This is a genomic window from Enterobacter sp. ENT03, from assembly GCF_019218745.1.
Classification (GTDB): Bacteria; Pseudomonadota; Gammaproteobacteria; order Enterobacterales; family Enterobacteriaceae; genus Enterobacter_D.
In genome coordinates this window covers 21,364-43,479 of the sequence record NZ_JAHUXA010000018.1, presented here as the reverse complement: position 1 = coordinate 43,479, position 22,116 = coordinate 21,364, and the positions used below count along the sequence as shown (strand labels likewise).

At 55.1% G+C, this 22,116-nt stretch carries 21 protein-coding genes and 1 other annotated feature; of the genes, 13 read left to right on the top strand and 8 right to left on the bottom strand.

Features of this window, described 5'->3' with window-relative positions; translation table 11 throughout:
- Positions 1-96: 96 nt before the first annotated feature.
- The 5 genes from mnmE to rpmH form a co-directional block, all read right to left on the bottom strand.
- Complete coding sequence (gene mnmE, locus KW828_RS18125) at positions 97-1,461, bottom strand: tRNA uridine-5-carboxymethylaminomethyl(34) synthesis GTPase MnmE (protein ID WP_218337688.1); 1,365 nt, start codon at positions 1,459-1,461, stop codon at positions 97-99.
- Between the two features lie 104 nt (positions 1,462-1,565).
- Positions 1,566-3,212 (bottom strand): membrane protein insertase YidC, encoded by a 1,647-nt coding sequence (gene yidC / locus KW828_RS18120; protein ID WP_088221262.1) that lies wholly within the window; start codon positions 3,210-3,212, stop codon positions 1,566-1,568.
- Positions 3,213-3,214: 2 nt separating this feature from the next.
- On the bottom strand, positions 3,215-3,472 hold the full coding sequence (yidD, locus tag KW828_RS18115) for a membrane protein insertion efficiency factor YidD (protein ID WP_088221261.1): 258 nt from the start codon (positions 3,470-3,472) through the stop codon (positions 3,215-3,217).
- The gene (gene rnpA / locus KW828_RS18110; RefSeq protein ID WP_088221260.1) at positions 3,436-3,795 is read right to left on the bottom strand and encodes a ribonuclease P protein component; all 360 of its coding nucleotides are present in this window, start codon (positions 3,793-3,795) and stop codon (positions 3,436-3,438) included. Before rnpA ends, yidD begins: the two co-directional genes overlap by 37 nt.
- A gap of 15 nt (positions 3,796-3,810) precedes the next feature.
- Positions 3,811-3,951 carry a 50S ribosomal protein L34 gene (gene rpmH / locus KW828_RS18105; protein WP_003849659.1) on the bottom strand — a complete coding sequence of 47 codons (141 nt, stop codon included), beginning with the start codon at positions 3,949-3,951 and terminating at the stop codon, positions 3,811-3,813.
- 613 nt (positions 3,952-4,564) lie between these two features.
- Between rpmH and dnaA the strand changes: the two genes are divergently transcribed.
- From dnaA to gyrB, 4 genes are read left to right on the top strand one after another with little or no spacing between them, the layout of a single operon-like run.
- On the top strand, positions 4,565-5,959 hold the full coding sequence (gene dnaA, locus KW828_RS18100; RefSeq protein ID WP_218337687.1) for a chromosomal replication initiator protein DnaA: 1,395 nt from the start codon (positions 4,565-4,567) through the stop codon (positions 5,957-5,959).
- Positions 5,960-5,977: 18 nt separating this feature from the next.
- The gene (gene dnaN, locus KW828_RS18095) at positions 5,978-7,078 is read left to right on the top strand and encodes a DNA polymerase III subunit beta (RefSeq protein ID WP_218337686.1); all 1,101 of its coding nucleotides are present in this window, start codon (positions 5,978-5,980) and stop codon (positions 7,076-7,078) included.
- Complete coding sequence (gene recF, locus KW828_RS18090; protein ID WP_088221258.1) at positions 7,078-8,151, top strand: DNA replication/repair protein RecF; 1,074 nt, start codon at positions 7,078-7,080, stop codon at positions 8,149-8,151. Before dnaN ends, recF begins: the two co-directional genes overlap by 1 nt.
- Positions 8,152-8,179: 28 nt before the next feature.
- Entirely contained in the window at positions 8,180-10,594 is a 2,415-nt protein-coding gene (gene gyrB / locus KW828_RS18085) for a DNA topoisomerase (ATP-hydrolyzing) subunit B (protein WP_218337685.1), read from the top strand.
- 77 nt (positions 10,595-10,671) lie between these two features.
- Here gyrB and KW828_RS18080 read toward each other — a convergent pair whose 3' ends face one another.
- Positions 10,672-11,829 carry a DDE-type integrase/transposase/recombinase gene (locus KW828_RS18080; RefSeq protein WP_218337684.1) on the bottom strand — a complete coding sequence of 386 codons (1,158 nt, stop codon included), beginning with the start codon at positions 11,827-11,829 and terminating at the stop codon, positions 10,672-10,674.
- A gap of 254 nt (positions 11,830-12,083) precedes the next feature.
- Between KW828_RS18080 and yidA the strand changes: the two genes are divergently transcribed.
- The 6 genes from yidA (at position 12,084) to KW828_RS18050 (ending at position 17,967) form a co-directional block, all read left to right on the top strand.
- Entirely contained in the window at positions 12,084-12,896 is an 813-nt protein-coding gene (gene yidA / locus KW828_RS18075) for a sugar-phosphatase (protein ID WP_218337683.1), read from the top strand.
- A gap of 248 nt (positions 12,897-13,144) precedes the next feature.
- Complete coding sequence (gene dgoR / locus KW828_RS18070; RefSeq protein WP_129363921.1) at positions 13,145-13,834, top strand: D-galactonate utilization transcriptional regulator DgoR; 690 nt, start codon at positions 13,145-13,147, stop codon at positions 13,832-13,834.
- On the top strand, positions 13,831-14,709 hold the full coding sequence (locus KW828_RS18065; RefSeq protein ID WP_218337682.1) for a 2-dehydro-3-deoxygalactonokinase: 879 nt from the start codon (positions 13,831-13,833) through the stop codon (positions 14,707-14,709). The genes dgoR and KW828_RS18065 overlap by 4 nt, the downstream gene beginning before the upstream one ends.
- Positions 14,693-15,310: a 2-dehydro-3-deoxy-6-phosphogalactonate aldolase gene (locus KW828_RS18060; RefSeq protein ID WP_218337681.1), complete on the top strand. Its 618-nt coding sequence runs from the start codon at positions 14,693-14,695 to the stop codon at positions 15,308-15,310. The genes KW828_RS18065 and KW828_RS18060 overlap by 17 nt, the downstream gene beginning before the upstream one ends.
- Entirely contained in the window at positions 15,307-16,455 is a 1,149-nt protein-coding gene (gene dgoD / locus KW828_RS18055) for a galactonate dehydratase (RefSeq protein ID WP_218337680.1), read from the top strand. Before KW828_RS18060 ends, dgoD begins: the two co-directional genes overlap by 4 nt.
- Positions 16,456-16,629: 174 nt before the next feature.
- Positions 16,630-17,967 carry an MFS transporter gene (locus tag KW828_RS18050; RefSeq protein ID WP_218337679.1) on the top strand — a complete coding sequence of 446 codons (1,338 nt, stop codon included), beginning with the start codon at positions 16,630-16,632 and terminating at the stop codon, positions 17,965-17,967.
- Here the strand turns inward: KW828_RS18050 and cbrA are convergent.
- Positions 17,964-19,070, bottom strand: coding sequence for a colicin M resistance lipid reductase CbrA (gene cbrA, locus KW828_RS18045; RefSeq protein ID WP_218337678.1), 1,107 nt, complete (start codon positions 19,068-19,070; stop codon positions 17,964-17,966). The two genes, KW828_RS18050 and cbrA, sit on opposite strands and share 4 nt — an antisense overlap.
- A 132-nt stretch (positions 19,071-19,202) precedes the next feature.
- Here cbrA and KW828_RS18040 point away from each other — a divergent pair, with 132 nt between their 5' ends.
- Complete coding sequence (locus KW828_RS18040; protein WP_218337677.1) at positions 19,203-20,429, top strand: DUF3748 domain-containing protein; 1,227 nt, start codon at positions 19,203-19,205, stop codon at positions 20,427-20,429.
- Between the two features lies 1 nt (position 20,430).
- Here KW828_RS18040 and KW828_RS18035 read toward each other — a convergent pair whose 3' ends face one another.
- Positions 20,431-20,754, bottom strand: coding sequence for a YceK/YidQ family lipoprotein (locus KW828_RS18035; RefSeq protein WP_218337676.1), 324 nt, complete (start codon positions 20,752-20,754; stop codon positions 20,431-20,433).
- A 233-nt stretch (positions 20,755-20,987) separates the two neighbouring features.
- Positions 20,988-21,058: a sequence feature (ROSE (Repression Of Heat Shock gene Expression) occurs in the 5'-region of heat shock genes and acts as an RNA thermometer to modulate expression.), on the top strand.
- On the opposite strand from KW828_RS18035, the gene ibpA reads away from it, so the two are divergent.
- On the top strand, positions 21,052-21,465 hold the full coding sequence (gene ibpA / locus KW828_RS18030) for a small heat shock chaperone IbpA (RefSeq protein WP_218337675.1): 414 nt from the start codon (positions 21,052-21,054) through the stop codon (positions 21,463-21,465). (Overlaps the previous feature by 7 nt.)
- A gap of 107 nt (positions 21,466-21,572) precedes the next feature.
- Positions 21,573-22,001 carry a small heat shock chaperone IbpB gene (gene ibpB, locus KW828_RS18025; protein WP_088221246.1) on the top strand — a complete coding sequence of 143 codons (429 nt, stop codon included), beginning with the start codon at positions 21,573-21,575 and terminating at the stop codon, positions 21,999-22,001.
- The last annotated feature ends 115 nt before the right edge of the window (positions 22,002-22,116 follow it).

Here is a 22,116-nt window from a genome sequence, read left to right as displayed (position 1 = left end):
ACTACTTTACTAACTGCTTTAAAGGTCTGTGCGTCAAACCAATGAGGCTATTAACGCACAGATCCGTAGTGAGGTGCAACGTTTATTTTAAAACGATCACTTGCCAATGCAAAAACTGGAGAAGATCCGGCCTAACAGATCGTCGGACGTGAACTCGCCGGTGATCTCGCTTAACGCCAGTTGCGCCAGCCGCAGCTCTTCTGCCAGCAATTCGCCTGCCCATGCGCCGAGCAGTTGCGCTTTACCCTGTTGCAGATGGTCAGCCGCCAGCTCCAGTGCCTGCAAATGACGACGACGCGCCATAAAACCGCCTTCCATACGCGTATCAAAGCCCATACTGGCTTTAAGATGATGGCGCAGCACGTCGACACCTTCGCCGGTTCGCGCCGACAGGCGTACAAGTGAGTGACCATTCACATCGCTGATGCCCAGCGTCTCGCCAGTGATATCGGCTTTATTACGTACTACCGTAATGGGCAATTTTGCCGGCAGACGGGCGATAAAATCGGGCCAGATCTCTGCCGGGTCAACCGCGCTGGTGGTGGTGCCATCTACCATAAACAGCACCCGGTCGGCCTGTTCGATCTCCTGCCAGGCGCGCTCAATACCAATACGCTCGACTTCATCGCTGGCTTCGCGCAGCCCGGCGGTATCAATGATATGCAGCGGCATGCCGTCGATATGAATATGCTCGCGCAGCACATCGCGCGTGGTACCCGCGATGTCGGTGACAATCGCCGCCTCACGCCCGGCCAGCGCGTTGAGCAGGCTTGATTTACCGGCGTTTGGACGGCCCGCGATCACCACTTTCATGCCTTCACGCAGCAGGCTGCCCTGACGCGCTTCCGCACGAACGGCATCCAGATCGCCAATGACCTCGTTGAGCTGCGCTTCGATTTTGCCGTCAGAGAGAAAATCAATTTCTTCATCCGGGAAGTCGATGGCCGCTTCAACGTAAATGCGTAAGTGAGTGAGTGCTTCCACCAGATGATTAACGCGCGCGGAAAACGCGCCCTGCAACGAGTTCAGCGCCGAACGGGCCGCCTGTTCTGAACTGGCGTCGATCAGATCGGCGATGGCCTCGGCCTGGGCTAAATCCAGCTTATCGTTCAGGAACGCGCGTTCAGAGAATTCGCCTGGCCGCGCAATACGCACACCGGGGATCTTCAGGATGCGTTTTAACAGCAGATCGAGAATCACCGGCCCGCCATGCCCCTGAAGCTCCAGCACGTCTTCACCGGTAAAGGAGTTCGGGCCGGGGAACCACAGTGCGATACCCTGATCCAGCGCGCTGCCGTCAGCATCTTTAAACGGCAGGTAATCGGCGTAACGCGGTTTGGGTAGTTTACCCAGCACAACATCCGCAACCTCTCGCGCTTTCAGGCCAGAGATGCGCAGAATGCCCACGCCACCGCGTCCAGGGGGGGTGGCCTGAGCAACGATAGTGTCGTTATGGCTCATGATTTATCTCGTTAAAAAAAATAAAAAAGGCGGTCATTTGACCGCCCTCTCTGTACTTTCCTTTTGCCGGGTGGCGCTACGCTAACCCGGCCTACAGCTTAGGATCAGGAGCTTTTCTTCTCGCGGCTATGCAGGCCACGTTTCTCCAGACCACGGTAAATCAGCTGCTGCTGCAGAATGGTCACCAGGTTGCTGACGATATAGTACAGCACCAGACCAGACGGGAACCACAGGAAGAACACCGTAAAGATGACCGGCATAAAGGTCATGATTTTCTGCTGCATCGGATCGGTAACGGTCGTTGGCGACATCTTCTGAATGAAGAACATCGTCACGCCCATCAGGATCGGCAGAATGTAGTACGGGTCTTGTGCGGACAGGTCATGGATCCACAGGGCGAACGGCGCATGACGCAGTTCAATAGAGCCCATCAGCATATAGTACAGCGCCAGGAAGATTGGCATCTGGATCAGCAGCGGGAAGCAGCCGCCCAGCGGGTTAACCTTCTCAGCTTTGTACAGCGCCATCATTTCCTGGCTCTGACGCTGCTTGTCATCGCCCAGACGCTCACGCATAGCCTGAATTTTAGGCTGCAGCATACGCATCTTCGCCATGGAGGTGTACTGCGCTTTGGTCAGCGGGTACATGATGCCACGAACGATAAAGGTAATAACAATGATGGAGAAGCCCCAGTTACCCAGGAAGCTATGGATCCATTTCAGCAGTTTGAACAGCGGCTGCGAGATGAACCACAACCAGCCGTAATCCACAGTCAGGTCAAGGTGCGGCGCAACAGCGGCCATTTTGTCCTGAATTTCCGGACCCACCCACAGAGTGCTGCTCAGCGCACCGGTTTGACCCGGCTGTACCAGAACCGGTGCAGACTTATAGCCGATTGCGGCAATGCCGTTGCCCAGGTTGTTGGTATAGAAATTGTTGGCCACGTCGTTACGCGGGATCCACGCGGTTGCGAAGTACTGTTGCAGCATCGCTACCCAGCCGCCGTTTGCGGTGACGTTCAGGTTCTCGTTGTCAGCAATGGTATCGAATTTGTATTTTTCGTACTTCTCATCTGGCGTCGAGTACGCCGCACCACGGAAGGTATGCAGCGCAAAGTTGCTGCTTCCGGTGTCACGATGGGCTGGCAGATTGATGGATTGCTTCAGCTGACCGAAAGGTGCCACTTCCAGCGGTTTCGCGCTGCTGTTCTGCACGTTATAACCGACGTTCACCGCATAATCACCGCGTTTCAGGGTGAAGGTTTTGGTGAAGGTGTTACCTGCCGCATCGGTGAAGGTCATCGGGATCGCCAGTTCGTTCTGGCCATCCGCCAGCACAAACGCGTCACTGGTGACGTTATACAGCGGACGTGCGCCGTTAGCCGGATTATCCGGGCCGTCGCGACCGGTCAGACCGCTCTGCGCCTGATAGATAAACTCCGGGGTGGTTTCCAGCAACTGGAACGGCTCGGAGGAGCCCAGTTCTTTCGGATAACCTAACAGCTGCGCTTGTTCAATATCACCACCACGGGTGTTGATGGTAAGAGACAGCACATCGGTCTTAACAGTAATCAGTTTTCCCTGGCCACTGGCTGGTACGCCCTGGTCTGCGGCACTACCCGCTGCGGTGGTCGTAGTCTGCGTGGTCTGCTGCGTCTGAGGCTGAGGATTTTTATCCTGCTCCCAGGCTTGCCAGATCATGAAAGACACGAACAACAAAGCGATGACAAGAAGATTGCGTTGCGAATCCATCGTTAGTGTTCTCTGGTATTAAAAGGTCCTGGCGGGACGGGGTCGTCGCCACCCGGGTGTAAAGGGTGGCATTTTAATACGCGTTTCACCGTCAACCAACTGCCTTTTATCACTCCAAACCTGCGCAATGCCTCAATTCCGTAGGCCGAGCAGGTTGGAGTGAAACGGCAATGTGGCCCGAGTAGCGGACTAATCAGGCGTTGATAAACCCTTATCAGGGCTATCAGGAGCCGTGAGCCAGGCGACAGTGACGGCGCCATAATTTTTCCAACGCTTCCGAGAGAGCACGGTTATCGAGGTCAGCAACCCCCTTTTTCGCCACCACCACGAAATCCATTGCAGGAAGTTCATGCTGGCGTAAACGGAAGCTTTCGCGCGTCAGGCGTTTGATCCTGTTGCGTTCATGCGCACGTTTAACATTTTTCTTGGCGACGGTAAGACCGATACGGGGATGCCCCAGCGAATTCAGGCGGCCGAGGATGGTGATTTGCGGCGTGCCAGCCCGTTGTGGCTGCTGGAAGACGAATGTGAAATGATTGGGAGTTAACAAGCGTAACTCCCTGGGAAATGCGAGCTTAACCACGCAGGGTTAGCTTTATTACTTGGAAACGGTCAGACGGGAACGGCCTTTAGCACGACGACGTGCCAGGACCTGACGACCATTTTTAGTTGCCATACGAGCGCGGAAGCCGTGAGAGCGGTTGCGCTTCAGTACAGACGGTTGAAAAGTGCGTTTCATGGCGATTTCTACCTAAACTTGAATGATTTCACTGACTTTTGCGCCTGCTCGTTTGGCAATGCCAACTGCGTACGCTTCAGTGTTGGTGAATAAAGAGGCCGGATTGTAATAATTGTACACTCCGGAGTCAATTCTCTTTCCTTATATCCCGCGTATTTTCGCACGATTCTGTCTGTAAAATGAACAGCCTTAAACGACAAAAATCATACGCTGCGCGCCGGGTGGAGGATTATACGGGCTGGCGACGAAAGCGCAAGGATCCTCAAGGATCTTCCTGAGATCAATTAAGCAAAATTTTGGCGCTGCTCAGCATATTTTCCAATATGCGGGCTAAATCCTGCCACCCCCCTGCCAGGATCGTTTACACTTACCCGGTTCGGATCGCCCTGTGGATAAATAGTGAAGAATCTGTGAGAAACACAAGATCTCTTCGGCTGTTTACGCTATGATCCGCGGTCCCGATCACGATCCTCGATCGCAGAAAGGGACAAATCGCAGATAGCGGTTCGCACGTCACCCTTCAGGGTCTTTCAGGGACCTTTTCGACGTGTGTCAACAATCACGAATTTTCAGCCTTTGTCATTTTATCGACTTTGTTCGAGTGGAGTCCGCCGTGTCACTTTCGCTTTGGCAGCAGTGTCTTGCCCGATTGCAGGATGAGTTACCAGCCACAGAATTTAGTATGTGGATCCGCCCGTTGCAGGCGGAACTGAGTGATAACACGCTGGCTTTGTACGCGCCCAACCGTTTTGTTCTCGATTGGGTAAGGGACAAATACCTTAATAATATCAATGGACTGCTCAATGATTTCTGCGGTACCGACGCCCCACAGCTGCGTTTTGAAGTGGGGACTAAGCCGGTAACGCAAACTGTCAGGGAAACGGTGAATGTGGCCGCACCCGCGCAAGTGGCGGCGGTACCTGCCCCGCGCCCTGCGCTTGCCCGCTCTGGCTGGGATAACGTCCCGGCACCAGCGGAGCCAACCTATCGCTCCAACGTCAACGTTAAACACACCTTTGATAACTTCGTTGAAGGTAAATCTAACCAGCTGGCCCGTGCTGCGGCGCGTCAGGTGGCGGATAACCCAGGCGGCGCATACAACCCGCTCTTCCTTTATGGTGGTACGGGTCTGGGTAAAACGCACCTGTTGCATGCGGTGGGTAACGGCATTGTGGCGCGCAAGCCGAATGCCAAAGTGGTGTATATGCACTCCGAGCGTTTTGTTCAGGACATGGTAAAAGCCCTGCAAAACAACGCGATCGAAGAGTTTAAACGCTACTACCGCTCCGTTGACGCCCTGCTGATCGATGACATTCAATTCTTTGCGAATAAAGAACGATCCCAGGAAGAGTTTTTCCACACCTTCAACGCCCTGCTGGAAGGTAATCAACAGATCATTCTCACCTCGGATCGTTATCCCAAAGAGATCAACGGTGTTGAGGATCGTCTGAAATCCCGCTTCGGCTGGGGGCTGACCGTCGCGATCGAACCGCCGGAGTTAGAAACCCGCGTGGCGATCCTGATGAAGAAAGCTGACGAAAACGACATTCGTCTGCCGGGTGAAGTGGCGTTCTTTATTGCCAAGCGTCTGCGCTCGAACGTGCGTGAACTGGAAGGCGCACTGAACCGCGTCATTGCCAATGCGAACTTTACCGGTCGCGCCATTACCATTGATTTCGTGCGGGAAGCCCTGCGCGATCTGCTGGCGTTACAGGAAAAACTGGTCACCATCGACAACATTCAGAAGACGGTGGCGGAGTACTACAAAATCAAAGTGGCGGATTTGCTGTCCAAACGCCGCTCCCGCTCGGTAGCGCGACCACGCCAGATGGCGATGGCGCTGGCGAAAGAGCTCACCAACCACAGCCTGCCGGAAATCGGCGATGCGTTTGGGGGCCGCGACCACACTACCGTGCTGCATGCCTGCCGTAAGATCGAGCAGTTGCGTGAAGAAAGTCATGATATCAAAGAAGACTTTTCCAATTTAATCAGAACATTATCTTCGTGATGCGATGAAAGTGACGCTATGAAATTTACCGTTGAACGTGAACATTTACTCAAGCCGCTCCAGCAGGTCAGTGGCCCGCTGGGTGGTCGTCCTACGCTGCCTATTCTGGGTAACCTCCTGCTGCAAGTGGCAGACGGCGCACTGTCGCTGACCGGTACCGATCTGGAAATGGAAATGGTGGCCCGCGTCGCGCTGCTGCAGCCGCACGAACCGGGCGCGACTACCGTTCCGGCGCGCAAATTCTTTGATATTTGCCGTGGTCTGCCGGAAGGTGCCGAGATCGCCGTACAATTGGAGGGCGACCGTATGCTGGTGCGCTCCGGGCGCAGCCGTTTCTCGCTGTCGACCCTGCCGGCGGCTGATTTCCCGAACCTGGACGACTGGCAGAGCGAAGTTGAATTTACGCTTCCGCAGGCGACCATGAAGCGTCTGATCGAAGCGACCCAGTTTTCCATGGCGCATCAAGACGTGCGTTATTACTTAAACGGCATGCTGTTTGAAACCGAAGGCGAAGAGCTGCGCACCGTGGCGACCGATGGTCACCGCCTGGCGGTCTGCTCTATGCCGGTGGGTCAGTCACTGCCCAACCATTCGGTGATCGTGCCGCGTAAAGGCGTTATCGAGCTGATGCGTATGCTGGACGGCGGCGATTCGCCGCTGCGCATTCAAATCGGCAGCAACAATATTCGTGCGCATGTCGGCGATTTTATCTTCACCTCGAAGCTGGTTGATGGCCGTTTCCCGGATTATCGCCGCGTATTGCCGAAAAATCCGGACAAGCATCTGGAAGCCGGCTGCGACATCCTGAAACAGGCGTTTGCCCGTGCGGCGATCCTCTCGAACGAGAAGTTCCGCGGCGTGCGGCTGTACGTCAGCCAGAATCAGATCAAAATTACTGCCAATAACCCTGAGCAGGAAGAGGCGGAAGAGATCCTCGACGTCACTTACGGCGGCACGGATATGGAAATTGGCTTTAACGTCAGTTACGTGCTGGATGTGCTCAACGCGCTGAAGTGCGAAAACGTCCGCATGATGCTGACGGACTCAGTGTCCAGCGTGCAGATTGAAGATGCAGCCAGCCAAAGCGCGGCTTACGTTGTCATGCCAATGAGATTGTAATGTCGCTCACCCGCTTGTTGATCCGCGACTTTCGCAATATTGAAAGCGCGGATCTCGCTTTATCCCCCGGCTTTAACTTTCTGGTTGGCGCGAACGGTAGCGGCAAAACCAGCGTGCTGGAGGCGATCTACACCCTGGGCCATGGCCGGGCTTTTCGCAGTCTGCAAATTGGTCGCGTCATTCGTCACGAGCAGGGATCTTTTATTCTGCATGGTCGCCTGCAGGGCGAAGAGCGCGAAACCTTAATCGGTCTGACCAAAGACAAACTGGGCGACAGCACGGTACGCATCGACGGCACCGACGGCCATAAGGTCGCGGAACTGGCGCTGCTGATGCCGATGCAGCTGATTACGCCCGAGGGGTTTACTTTACTCAACGGCGGCCCCAAATACAGAAGAGCATTCATCGACTGGGGATGCTTTCACAATGAAACCGGATTCTTTACCGCCTGGAGCAACCTGAAGCGCCTGCTGAAACAACGCAACGCCGCGCTGCGCCAGGTAAGCCACTATGCGCAATTGCGCCCGTGGGATAAGGAACTGATCCCGCTGGCGGAACAAATCAGCCAGTGGCGTGCCGAATACAGCGCCGCTATCGCTGAAGATATGGCGGATACCTGTAAACAGTTTCTGCCCGAATTTACCCTGAGCTTCTCTTTCCAGCGCGGCTGGGAAAAAGAGACTGATTATGCCGACGTGCTGGAGCGCAGCTTCGAGCGCGATCGCATGCTGACGTACACGGCGCATGGCCCGCACAAGGCGGATTTCCGCATTCGTGCCGACGGTGCGCCGGTGGAAGATACGCTCTCACGCGGGCAGTTAAAGCTGCTGATGTGTGCATTGCGACTCGCGCAGGGTGAGTTCTTAACCCGTGAAAGCGGGCGACGCTGTTTATACCTGATAGATGATTTTGCCTCAGAGCTTGATGACGCACGGCGCGGACTGCTTGCCAGCCGCTTAAAAGCCACGCAGTCACAGGTCTTTGTCAGCGCCATCAGCGCTGAACACGTTCTGGACATGTCGGACAAAAATTCGAAGATGTTCACCGTGGAAAAGGGTAAAATAACGGATTAACCCAAGACTAAATGAGCGAGAAACGTTGATGTCGAATTCTTATGACTCCTCCAGTATCAAAGTCCTGAAAGGGCTGGATGCGGTGCGTAAGCGCCCGGGTATGTATATCGGCGATACGGATGACGGCACCGGCCTGCACCATATGGTATTCGAGGTTGTGGATAACGCTATCGACGAAGCGCTCGCGGGTCACTGTAAAGATATTGTGGTGACGATCCACGCCGATAACTCTGTCTCCGTAACGGACGATGGCCGTGGCATCCCGACCGGTATTCACCCGGAAGAGGGCGTATCGGCGGCGGAAGTTATCATGACCGTACTGCACGCAGGCGGTAAATTTGATGATAACTCCTATAAAGTTTCCGGTGGTCTGCACGGTGTGGGCGTGTCCGTGGTTAACGCCCTGTCGCAAAAACTGGAGCTGTTGATCCGTCGCGAAGGCAAAATCCACCAGCAGACTTACGTGCACGGCGTGCCGCAGGCACCGCTGGCCGTTACCGGCGAAACCGACGCTACCGGGACGCAGGTGCGTTTCTGGCCGAGCCATGAAACCTTCACCAACGTCACCGAATTTGAATATGACATCCTGGCCAAGCGTCTGCGCGAACTGTCGTTCCTGAACTCCGGCGTGTCCATTCGCCTGATCGACAAACGTGACGGTAAAGAAGACCACTTCCACTACGAAGGCGGCATCAAAGCGTTTGTTGAGTATCTCAACAAGAACAAAACGCCAATTCACCCGAACGTGTTCTATTTCTCCACCGAAAAAGACGGTATCGGCGTGGAAGTGGCATTGCAGTGGAACGATGGTTTCCAGGAAAACATCTACTGCTTTACCAACAACATCCCGCAGCGTGATGGCGGTACGCACCTGGTTGGCTTCCGTACGGCGATGACCCGTACCCTGAACGCCTACATGGACAAAGAAGGCTACAGCAAAAAAGCGAAAGTCAGCGCCACCGGCGACGATGCGCGTGAAGGCCTGATTGCCGTGGTTTCTGTGAAAGTACCGGATCCGAAATTCTCCTCGCAGACCAAAGATAAACTGGTCTCTTCCGAGGTGAAAACCGCGGTTGAACAGCAGATGAACGAACTGCTGGCCGAATACCTGCTGGAAAACCCGACTGACGCGAAAATCGTCGTTGGCAAAATCATTGATGCGGCACGCGCCCGTGAAGCAGCCCGTCGCGCCCGTGAAATGACCCGTCGTAAAGGCGCACTGGATCTGGCCGGTTTGCCAGGCAAACTGGCGGATTGCCAGGAGCGCGACCCGGCTCATTCCGAACTGTACCTGGTGGAAGGGGACTCTGCGGGCGGCTCTGCCAAGCAGGGGCGTAACCGTAAGAATCAGGCCATCCTGCCGCTGAAAGGTAAAATCCTTAACGTAGAGAAAGCGCGTTTCGACAAGATGCTCGCCTCTCAGGAAGTGGCAACGCTTATCACTGCGCTCGGCTGCGGCATTGGCCGTGACGAGTACAACCCGGATAAACTACGTTATCACAGCATCATCATCATGACCGATGCCGACGTCGATGGCTCGCACATCCGTACGCTGTTGCTGACCTTCTTCTACCGTCAGATGCCGGAAATCGTTGAGCGTGGCCACGTCTACATCGCACAGCCGCCGCTGTACAAAGTGAAGAAAGGCAAGCAGGAACAGTACATTAAAGACGACGAAGCGATGGATCAGTATCAGATCTCTATCGCTCTTGACGGCGCCACGCTGCACACCAACGCTAACGCTCCGGCGCTGGCAGGTGAAGCACTGGAAAAACTGGTGGCTGAATTCAACGGCGCGCAGAAAATGATTGGCCGCATGGAGCGTCGCTACCCGCGTGCGCTGCTGAAAGAGCTGATCTATCAGCCGACGCTGACGGAAGCCGATCTTGCCGATGAAGCAAAAGTGACCGGCTGGGTGACGCAGCTCATCAACACGCTCAATGAAAACGAAATGCACGGCAGCACCTGGAACGTCGCGGTGCGCGAGAACGCTGAACTGAAACTGTTCGAGCCGATCGTGCGCGTCCGTACCCACGGTGTGGATACTGATTATCCGCTGGAGCAGGAATTCATTGTCGGTGGCGAATACCGCCGTCTGTGCGCGCTGGGTGAGAAACTGCGTGGCCTGATCGAAGAAGACGCCTTTATCGAGCGTGGCGAACGTCGTCAGCCGGTTGCCAGCTTCGAGCAGGCGCTGGACTGGCTGGTGAAAGAGTCCCGTCGTGGTCTGTCTATTCAGCGTTATAAAGGGCTGGGCGAGATGAACCCGGATCAGCTGTGGGAAACCACCATGGATCCGGACAGCCGCCGTATGCTGCGTGTAACGGTGAAAGATGCAATTGCAGCCGACCAGCTGTTCACCACGTTAATGGGCGACGCCGTTGAACCGCGCCGCGCCTTTATCGAAGAGAACGCCCTGAAAGCAGCGAACATCGATATTTAAGCCGTTTCCCCGGTGGCACGTTTGTATGACCGGATACACAGGTGACAGATCAGACCGGGAACATAGGTAACACTTTTCTAGTCTATCCGCAGCACACTCTGGGTTTTACGGTCGTAGTACGCAAGCGTTATTCCGTTAAAGATGATGGCCTCCAGGCCATCATCTTGTTCTTCCAGCATAATGTACTCGTTTGTCAGCGCTTCGCTCAGGAAGACCGTTCCCCTTTTACCCATGAAGAGTGTCCCTCTCGACTTTACCTTGTGGACCATGGCTCCCACCGGGTAATCGTATTCCGGTACCCTGCCGTCCCAGTGGCGTGGCGACGGCTCCCACACGCTGTCAGGCGTTGCTCCACCCAGCGCTTCATGCGGCCTTTCGTGATTAAACTCATTCCGGTAATCTCTGAACCACTGCTGTTGTTCTTCCATGGTCATAAAGGTATTGCCACAGCTCACCGCTCTTTTCAGTGAACGGTGCATGCGCTCATGGCGACCATTCTCTTCCGGATGGCCCTTTCTGATGCGCTCCGGCCTGATGCCCAGCTTGATGAGCCAGACCGCAAGGCGACTTAATCCGGCTATGCCTGTCCCCGCAAAGGGTTGCCCGTTGTCTGTTCTGAGGACTTCCGGCAGACCGTATTCCAGGAACGCTTGTGTCAGACACGTTCTGACAAAAGGCTCACTCTCCCGGGACGTTGCCTGGCAGCTCAGCAGATACCGGCTGTGGTTATCCGTCAGGGTGAAGGGATGGCAGTATTCTCTGCTCAGCAGTCTGAACTTGCCTTTAAAATCCGCGCTCCAGACCTGGTTGTTTTCACTGATGGTGGTCAGCGGCTGGCGGTTGCCCGGTGTTCTGCGTTTTCTCTTTTTATCCGGAACCAGCCCTTCGCGTTTGAGGACATCGCCGATGGTACTGGCGGCGGGCACGATAAAATCGACCTGATGATTGAGGAGCCACATCCTCAGCTTTTTAGGCCCCCAGTCAGGATGTTTATGCCGCAGCGCAATCAGATGGCTGACGGTATCATCCGGCACGGCCCGGGAATGGGAGTGTGGGGCACGCGAGCGGTCAGAGAGGGATGAAAGGTCATCAGGATTAAAGCGTTCAAGCCATTTGTACCCGGTTTTCCGGCTGATGCCAGAAAGCCGGCAAAGGGCTGAAAAGGAGTCCGTACCTGCATGGCAGGCACGGATAAAATCAAGGCGTTGCATAGGTCGGGTCTCAGTCCAGGGCATAGCGAGTCTCCTCTTCTATGCCAGTTATAACTGTTACCCATGTATCCGGTCTGAAGTGTTACCCATGTTTCCGGTTCATACCCGTTGCTGACCGGGGCGACAAAAGCATCAGGCCCGGTCAGCGTCAGCGCTACCGGGCTTTTTTTCGGCCGCAAAAGGGGGATCCCCTCGCCAGACTCCATCCCCTTTCTTACCGTGTTTTTTGAGCAGAATCGCGTTAGCATGCGTTAAGACTCATTTACTGCGGGGAACTCATGGCTATCAAACTCATTGCAATCGATATGGACGGTACTTTGCTGCTGCCGGACCATACCATTTCACCTGGAGTCAAAAAGGCGATTGCCGCCGCGCGCGAAAAGGGCGTTAACGTTGTGCTGACCACCGGGCGTCCCTATGCCGGAGTCCATAACTACCTGAGAGAGCTGCATATGGATAAGCCGGGTGATTATTGCATCACCTACAACGGCGCGCTGGTGCAAAAAGCGAGTGATGGCAGCACGGTGGCGCAAACCACGCTGAGCTACGACGATTACCGTTATCTGGAACAGCTTTCCCGCGAGGTGGGGTCGCACTTCCACGCGCTGGATCGCAACACGCTGTACACCGCCAACCGCGACATCAGCTACTACACGGTGCATGAATCCTACGTTGCCACCATCCCGCTGGTCTTCTGCGAAGCGGAAAAAATGGACCCGGCGATCCAGCTGCTGAAAGTGATGATGATTGACGAACCGGCCATTCTTGATAAAGCCATTGCGCGCATTCCGGCAGACGTAAAAGAGAGATATACCTTGCTGAAAAGTGCGCCGTACTTCCTCGAAATCCTCGATAAACGCGTCAATAAAGGCACTGGTGTAAAATCGCTGGCCGACACGCTTGGGATCACGCCAGAAGAAATCATGACCCTTGGCGATCAGGAAAACGACATTGCGATGATCGAATACGCCGGTCTCGGTGTGGCGATGGATAACGCCATTGATTCCGTAAAAGAGGTGGCGGATTTCGTCACCAAATCCAACCTTGAAGACGGCGTGGCGTACGCGATTGAGAAGTTTGTACTGAATTAACCAGTCTATCTGTCATTCCTGAAACCCGCACAGGCTGCGGGTTTTTTTACGTCCTTAGTGACGCCTTCATAACATTCTTGTCACCAATTGTCGTTTTTGTGATCTAAATTGTAGTACAACATTATCTTGTTGTACTACATTGTGGCCATGGCAACGATGAACACCATCACGTTAGTACTACAAAATTGCATCGAAATTCAGCGGTCGCGGTAAAGTAGAAGGGTACTTACAGAGCATAAGGACTCTCCATGACACTCAATAAAACCGATCGCATCGTTATCACGCTGGGCACGCAGATTGTCAGCGGTAAATACGTTCCCGGTGCCGCATTACCGGCGGAAGCCGAGTTATGCGAGGAGTTTGAAACCTCGCGCAACATTATTCGTGAAGTCTTCCGGTCGCTGATGGCAAAACGGCTGATTGAAATGAAGCGGTATCGCGGGGCGTTTGTCACGCCGCGTAATCAATGGAATTACCTTGATACCGACGTACTGCAATGGGTGCTGGAAAACGACTATGACCCGCGGCTGATCAGTGCGATGAGCGAGGTCCGCAACCTGGTGGAGCCAGCCATCGCTCGCTGGGCGGCAGAACGGGCAACCTCAAGCGATCTGGCCGAAATTGAAGCGGCGCTCAACGACATGATTGCAAACAATCAGGATCGGGACGCGTTCAATGACGCCGATATTCGCTATCACGAAGCGGTATTGAAATCGGTGCACAACCCCGTTTTACAACAGCTCAGCGTGGCGATCAGCTCGCTACAGCAAGCGGTATTTGAACGAACCTGGATGGGCGATGAGGCCAATATGCCCAAAACGCTCCAGGAACATAAAGCGCTGTTCGATGCGATAAGGCATCAGGACGGCGATGCGGCAGAGCAGGCGGCCCAAACGATGATCGCCAGCTCGACACGAAGGTTAAAGGAAATCACATGACAGCTCGCTACATCGCAATTGACTGGGGATCGACCAACCTGCGTGCCTGGCTTTATCAGGGTGAAAAATGCCTGGAGAGCAGGCAATCAGAAGCAGGCGTCACGCGACTTAACGGTCGTTCCCCGCAGGCGGTGCTAGCTGAAGTGACAGACAACTGGCGCGAGGATGACACCCCCGTCGTTATGGCGGGAATGGTGGGCAGCAATGTGGGCTGGAAAATGGCGCCCTATCTGCCGGTTCCCGCAAAATTCTCTGCCATTGGTCAGCAATTAACGTCCGTTGGCGACAATATCTGGATTATTCCCGGTTTGTCAGTCTCGCGCGACGATAACCACAATGTGATGCGTGGCGAAGAGACGCAATTGCTCGGCGCCCGCAGGCTCTCTCCTTCCTCTGTCTATGTGATGCCTGGTACGCACTGCAAATGGGTGCAGACCGACACGCAACAAATCCATGATTTTCGGACCGTGATGACCGGTGAATTACACCATCTGTTATTACAGCATTCGCTGGTGGGCGCGGGATTACCGGAACAGCAATCCGCTTGCGGGGCATTTACCGCCGGGCTGGAACGTGGCCTTAACGCCCCGCTTATTTTGCCGCAGCTTTTCGAGGTTCGCGCCTCGCATGTTTTGGGCACGCTGCCGCGCGAACAGGTGAGTGAATTTTTATCGGGTCTGCTGATTGGCGCAGAAGTCGCCAGCATGGTGGAACACTTTGCGAATGAACAGGCAATCACGATTGTTGCCGGAAACGCCCTTGCCAGCCGCTATCAGCAAGCGCTGGATGCTGTGGGTCGTCATACCACAGTGGTTTCCGGCGATACGGCATTTCAGGAAGGTATAAGGAGCATCGTACATGCAGTGGCAAACTAAACTCCCGCTTATCGCGATCCTGCGAGGCATCACGCCAGAAGAGGCACTGGCGCATGTTGGCGCCGTCATTGAGGCCGGCTTTGATGCGGTCGAAATCCCGCTGAACTCACCGCAGTGGGAAAAAAGTCTTCCGGCGATTATCGACGCTTATGGCGACAAGGCCCTGATCGGCGCAGGCACGGTTCTTAAGCCCGAACAGGTGGACCAGCTTCACCGCATGGGGGCCAGGCTTATCGTCACGCCAAATATTCAACCAGAGGTTATTCGCCGGGCGGTGAGTTACGGCATGACCGTCTGCCCCGGATGCGCCACCGCAAGCGAGGCATTTACCGCGCTGGATGCAGGTGCGCAGGCGCTGAAAATATTCCCGTCGTCGGCTTTTGGTCCGGACTACATCAAAGCGTTGAAAGCGGTGCTGCCACCTGAGGTCCCGGTCTTTGCGGTCGGCGGCGTCACCCCGGAAAACCTCGTGCAATGGTTGAATGCAGGCTGCGCGGGGGCGGGTTTAGGCAGCGATCTCTATCGCGCAGGACAGACCGTTGAGCGCACCGCGCAGCAGGCGAAAGCATTTGTTAAGGCGTATCGAGAGGCAGTGAAATGAAAATAACCAACATCACCACGTACCGTTTACCCCCGCGCTGGATGTTCCTGAAAATCGACACCGATGAAGGTGTGGTTGGCTGGGGTGAGCCGGTTATCGAGGGCCGCGCGCGGACGGTTGAAGCGGCCGTGCATGAACTGAGTGAATATCTGATTGGTCAGGATCCGGCGCGCATCAACGACCTGTGGCAGGTCATGTACCGGGCGGGTTTTTATCGCGGAGGCCCGATCCTGATGAGCGCCATTGCCGGTATCGACCAGGCGTTGTGGGATATTAAAGGGAAAGTCCTGAATGCGCCGGTGTGGCAACTGATGGGCGGCCTGGTGCGTGACAAAATTAAAGCCTACAGCTGGGTGGGGGGCGATCGTCCCGCAGAAGTGATCGAAGGCATTAAAAAATTACGCGGTATCGGGTTTGATACGTTTAAGCTCAACGGTTGTGAAGAGATGGGCATTATCGATAATTCCCGCGCCGTGGATACCGCGGTAAATACGGTGGCGCAAATTCGCGAAACCTTCGGCAACGATATTGAATTTGGACTCGATTTTCATGGTCGCGTGAGTGCGCCGATGGCGAAAGTATTAATTAAAGAGCTGGAACAATACCGACCTTTATTTATTGAAGAGCCGGTATTAGCGGAACAGGCAGAATATTATCCGAAACTGGCCGCCCAGACCCATATTCCTATTGCCGCCGGTGAGCGTATGTTCTCGCGCTTTGAATTTAAACGTGTACTGGAAGTCGGTGGGCTGGCGATCCTGCAACCCGATTTGTCCCACGCGGGCGGCATCACCGAATGCTACAAAATTGCCGGTATGGCTGAAGCCTATGACGTCGCACTGGCCCCGCACTGTCCTCTGGGACCCATTGCGCTGGCCGCCTGTCTGCATGTGGATTTCGTCTCGCGTAACGCGGTATTCCAGGAGCAAAGCATGGGCATCCACTATAACAAGGGCGCGGAATTACTCGACTTTGTAAACAATAAAGAAGACTTCAGTATGGAAGGCGGATTCTTTAAACCGCTCACCAAACCGGGCCTGGGTGTGGAAATCGACGAAGCGCGCGTGATTGAACTGAGCAAAAATGCGCCGGACTGGCGTAATCCGCTGTGGCGGCATGAGGATGGCTCCGTCGCCGAGTGGTAAATGCTCTTCATATTTCACGCCGCAGGTGCGTTGGCTGCGATTACGCACCCCAGTCACTTACTCGTGTAAGCTCCTGGGGATTTGCAATCTTGCCGCCTTCCTGCAACGCGAACTATTTAGAGCATTCTTAAGCAAATATAAAAATTCGTAGACACCCTCTGTAAATTACAGGGCATGGTGAGCGGCTTCGCTATGCCCAAAATCTGGAGACAGATTGCGATGGATATTTCCGTTACTGCTAAAAAACCTGGTCGTCGCCGTTATCTGACGCTGGTTATGATCTTTATTACCGTGGTGATTTGCTACGTTGACCGGGCAAATCTGGCGGTTGCTTCAGCCCATATTCAGGAAGAATTTGGCATCACCAAAGCGGAGATGGGTTACGTCTTTTCGGCGTTCGCCTGGCTTTATACGCTATGCCAGATCCCTGGCGGCTGGTTCCTCGATCGGGTGGGTTCACGCTTAACCTATTTTATTGCCATTTTCGGCTGGTCGGTGGCAACGCTGTTCCAGGGATTTGCTACCGGATTAATGTCACTGATTGACCTGCGGGCGATCACCGGTATTTTCGAAGCGCCTGCGTTTCCGACCAATAACCGGATGGTGACCAGCTGGTTCCCGGAACATGAACGCGCATCGGCGGTGGGTTTTTATACGTCCGGGCAATTTGTGGGCCTGGCTTTCCTGACGCCGCTGCTGATCTGGATCCAGGAAATACTGAGCTGGCACTGGGTATTTATTGTCACCGGCGGTATCGGGATTGTCTGGTCGCTGATCTGGTTTAAGGTCTATCAGCCGCCGCGTCTGACCAAAAGTATCACCAAAGCCGAGCTGGATTACATCCGTGACGGCGGTGGGCTGATAGATGGCGATGCGCCGGTTAAAAAAGCGGAGCGTCAGCCGCTGACGAAGGCAGACTGGAAACTGGTCTTCCATCGCAAGCTGCTTGGGGTTTATCTGGGGCAGTTTGCCGTTACCTCCACGCTGTGGTTCTTCCTGACCTGGTTCCCCAACTATCTGACTCAGGAGAAAGGCATCACCGCGCTGAAGGCAGGGTTTATGACCACCGTACCTTTCCTGGCGGCCTTCTTTGGCGTACTGCTTTCCGGCTGGCTGGCGGATAAGCTGGTGAAAAAAGGCTTCTCGCTGGGCGTGGCACGCAAGACGCCGATTATCTGCGGTTTACTGATCTCTACCTGCATCATGGGCGCGAACTACACGAACGATCCGGTCTGGATCATGACGCTGATGGCCATCGCGTTCTTCGGCAATGGCTTTGCGTCTATCACCTGGTCGCTGGTCTCTTCCCTTGCGCCGATGCGCCTGATAGGCCTTACCGGCGGGGTGTTTAACTTTGTCGGCGGGCTGGGTGGGATCACCGTGCCGCTGGTGATTGGCTACCTCGCGCAGGGGTATGGTTTCGCGCCGGCACTGGTTTATATTTCCGCCGTGGCGTTGATTGGCGCGCTGTCTTACATCCTGCTGGTGGGCGATGTGAAGCGCGTCGGTTAATGCTCATTTGCCAGCCCGCACAGTGTTGTGGCGGGCTGCGCATCCTGATGGAGCGGGATATGCGCCACCTTGCTTTGCATTATCCACTTTCTTAATGCCGGTGCGGTTAAACACCGGCTTTTCAGTATCTTGCCGTAAAGTTTGACGCGTAATTTTCGCGTTGCCCGCCAGTATGCCTGGTTCGCCTGCGTGGTTTCCTGAACCAGTACGTCATGCAGGATCTCCGCGCTGTCCAGCGCATAGCTAATCCCTTCCAGCGAACTGGCGCTGATAAACCCTGCGGCTTCGCCGATCAAAAATGCATTCTCTTTGCCGCCGACAAAATCCGCCCAGCGTGACGGGAACAGTACAGTGCATTTCTCGCTTTTCACCGGCGCGCTGAACTGAAAATCGAACGCGCCCATCTTCTCTTTCAACGACTCATAGCGCGCCTGCCCCTCTTTCATCGGATACGCGCCGCCAAAAATAAAATAGCCGTCTTTGCTGATGCTCCAGGAATAGCAGTCAGTGATCTGATTATCAAAAATGCAGGAGTAAAACGGCACCGGATGCTGCTCCGTAAACCATTGCTGGATGGCGACATATTTACGGATCTGATGATCGGGATAAAGATGGCGGCGCACCAGCGAGTTCGCGCCGTCAGCGCCCACCAGATAGCGGGTGGTGATCTGCTGCTCCTGGCCGTCGGCCATGAACGTGACCTGCCAGCGATCCCCGGCGCGGCAGATTTTCCGGCACAGGCTGTCGTGGTGGACCACTACATCGTCAGGGATAAGGGATTTCATCCATAAATCAAACGCATGGCGATTAATATTGATATAGCTGCGCTGGTAATTGCGCGTTAGCCCGGCGGTCACATCGACGGTTTTAACGCTGAAGATTTGCGGGTTGGCGATAACGCTGACCGGCAGGGTAATACCTGCGCGGATGAACGAACGCTGGGCATCCGGAGCCAGCAAACCGCCGCACGGCTTGTTAAAACCCTCGCTGCCGCACTGCTGTTTTTTATCCAGCGCAATCACGCGCATCTTGCCGCTTAGCTGTCGGGCCAGCGCCGAGCCAGCCGGTCCTAAACCGATAATCGCCACGTCAAAATGTTCCATCTGCTTATCCATTGGGAGGGGGAATAGGCGGTACTGCAGAAAACGAATATGAAGTCGGTGTGAAGTCCTGCTGCCGTCGTCAGAAAAGTATGCTGTACTGAGCACTCACGACGCCCGCTAACGGATAACGACATGAAACAAATCACTTTTGCTGCACAACACCATCAACTCACCAATACCCAAACCTGGACGCCGGACAGCCAGTGGCTGGTGTATGACGTGCGGCCCTCTGGTGCTTCTTTTACCGGGCGTACCATTGAGCGGGTGAATGTGCACAGCGGTGCCGTCGAGGTGATCTATACCGCCCCCCAGGGCGCGCACGTCGGCGTGGTGACGGTGCATCCGGCGGCGGAGAAATATGTCTTTATTCATGGCCCGGAGAACCCCGACGCAGAGTGGCAGTACGATTTTCACCACCGCCGTGGCGTGGTGACGCACGCCGGTCACACCCGTAATCTGGATGCGATGGACATTACTGCGCCCTTCACCCCCGGTGCGCTGCGCGGCGGCAGCCATGTGCACGTCTACAGTCCGAACGGGGATTACGTCAGCTTTACCTATAACGATCACGTAATGCATACGCTCTCCCCGGCGCAGGATCTGCGCAACGTCGGCGTGGCAGCCCCCTTTGGCCCGGTAAACCCGCCCTGTACGCATCCACGGGAATATGCCGGCAGCCACTGGTGCGTACTGGTCAGCAGCACCACCGCCACACCGCAGCCGGGCAGCGATGACATCAACCGGGCCTATGAAGAGGGCTGGGTGGGAAACCATGCGCTGGCGTTTATCGGCGATACGCTGTCGATGCGCGGGGAGAAAGTGCCGGAACTGTTTATCGTCACGTTGCCGCGCACAGAAGCAGGCTGGAAACAGGCGGGCGATCGGCCTTTAGCCGGTACGCCCGATACGCTGCCCGCGCCGCCCGCAGGCGTCGTGCAACAACGTCTGACCTTTACGCATGATCGACCTTTTCCGGGGCTGGTGAGCACGCTGCGGCATTGGGTGCGCAGCAATCCACAAGCCACTGCCATTGCATTTTTGATGCGTGACGAGCAGGGCATTGTTCAGCTGTGGCTGATGTCGCCCCAGGGCGGGGAGCCGCGCCAGCTGACGCACAATACCAGCGATATTCAGTCGGCGTTTAACTGGCATCCGTCAGGCGATGCACTGGGCTTTGTGCTGGAAAATCGCATTGCGATGTGTGACGCGCAACGCGGCGACATCACCTTTTTGACAACCGATCATGAGAATACACCCGCCGCCGACGCGGTGGTCTTTTCGCCGGACGGGCGACATATCGCCTGGATGGAAGAGACGCAGGGGTACCGTCAACTGTGGTTAACGGCAACGGGATCATAAATCAGGGGCTGACGGCAGGCGGGATCACCGAGTTAGTCGCCAGATTCGCCTGCTCGCTTTTCTCGACGCGCGATCGCAGTGAATTGTCTTTGCGGAATAAATCCCAGGGCAGCAGCAGCGTATCTACCACCGCCGTAAAGGGCATATCCAGCGCCACCAGCGATTTCATGCCGAGGCTGGTGTCATCATCGCCGAGCATTTTGCTACTGGCGCTGGTTCCGGGGTAAATGCCTTCTTTGCCGCCAGTATGTGACATTACGCTGGAGCAGCCGCCGATCGACATCATCCCGCTTACGACAGCCAGTGTTAGAAGAACGTTTTTCATGACGATTTGATCATAGTGAGTGGCCGTACACGCTTATAGCGATCCTGAACGTAAAAGAGTAGTGAAGGAGCGCCACAGTGTGGCGGTCATCGCAATTTAACAATTTATGCTGTAATCCAGTCTAAGCAATGGCTGCGAAAGTGCAAAAAAAAGTCAGATAAACGCCCTTGAAAAGAAAACGACTGCACCCATTTTAGGTTATGTCCCGGAAAGAACACGCCTGCGGGGTGTTCGGGGGCCAACAAGCCTGTCCATGGTGGAAGGCTTAAAATTCTCGCTGATTTCAGGAGCTTATTTATGCGTAATTTCGATCTCTCTCCGCTGTACCGTTCTGCCATTGGTTTCGATCGTCTGTTCAACCTGTTAGAAAATAATCAAACCCAAAGCAACGGCGGTTACCCTCCGTATAACGTTGAACTGGTTGACGAAAACCATTACCGCATCGCCATTGCCGTGGCCGGTTTTGCAGAAAGCGAACTGGAGATCACCGCCCAGGACAATGTGCTGGTGGTGAAAGGCGCCCATGCCGCCGACCAGAAAGAGCGTACTTACCTCTATCAGGGCATCGCCGAACGCAACTTCGAGCGCAAATTCCAGTTAGCTGAGAACATTCATATTCGTGGCGCTAACCTGGTCAACGGCCTGCTGTATATCGATCTGGAACGTGTCATTCCGGAAGCGAACAAACCGCGCCGTATCGAAATCAACTAATTGCCAGGGTCGCCTGCGCGGCCCGCTACACCTTGCTCGCCGTCAGGGAGTAGATGCCTGTCTTCGGACAGGCAGGAATATACTCGCTTCACAGAAGGAGAATAACCATGCGTAACTACGATTTGTCCCCACTTCTGCGTCAATGGATCGGTTTTGACAAACTGGCCAATGCGCTGCAAAACACGGCTGAAGGCCAGTCTTTCCCGCCGTACAACATCGAAAAAAGCGACGATAACCACTACCGCATCACGCTGGCGCTGGCCGGGTTCCGTCAGGACGATTTAGAGATCCAGCTGGAAGGGCAGCGTCTGACTATCAAAGGCACGCCGGAAAAACCCGCCAGTGAACCGAAATGGCTGCATCAGGGCCTGGTCATCCAGCCGTTCAGCCTGGGCTTCACGCTGGCCGAACATATGGAAGTGGATAACGCGACCTTCACCAACGGCCTGTTGCACATCGATTTGACCCGCAACGTGCCGGAAGCCATCGCCCCGCAGCGTATCGCCATCAGCGAACGTCCTGCGCTGAACAGCTAAGTCTTTCTCACCGCTGATCTTCTGGCCGGGCCAGCACCACGCTGACCCGGCCTGCTTGTCTCTGCTTACTCCCTTTTGTGCGCCACCACCCATACAGCCGCGCTGCGCTCTGCGA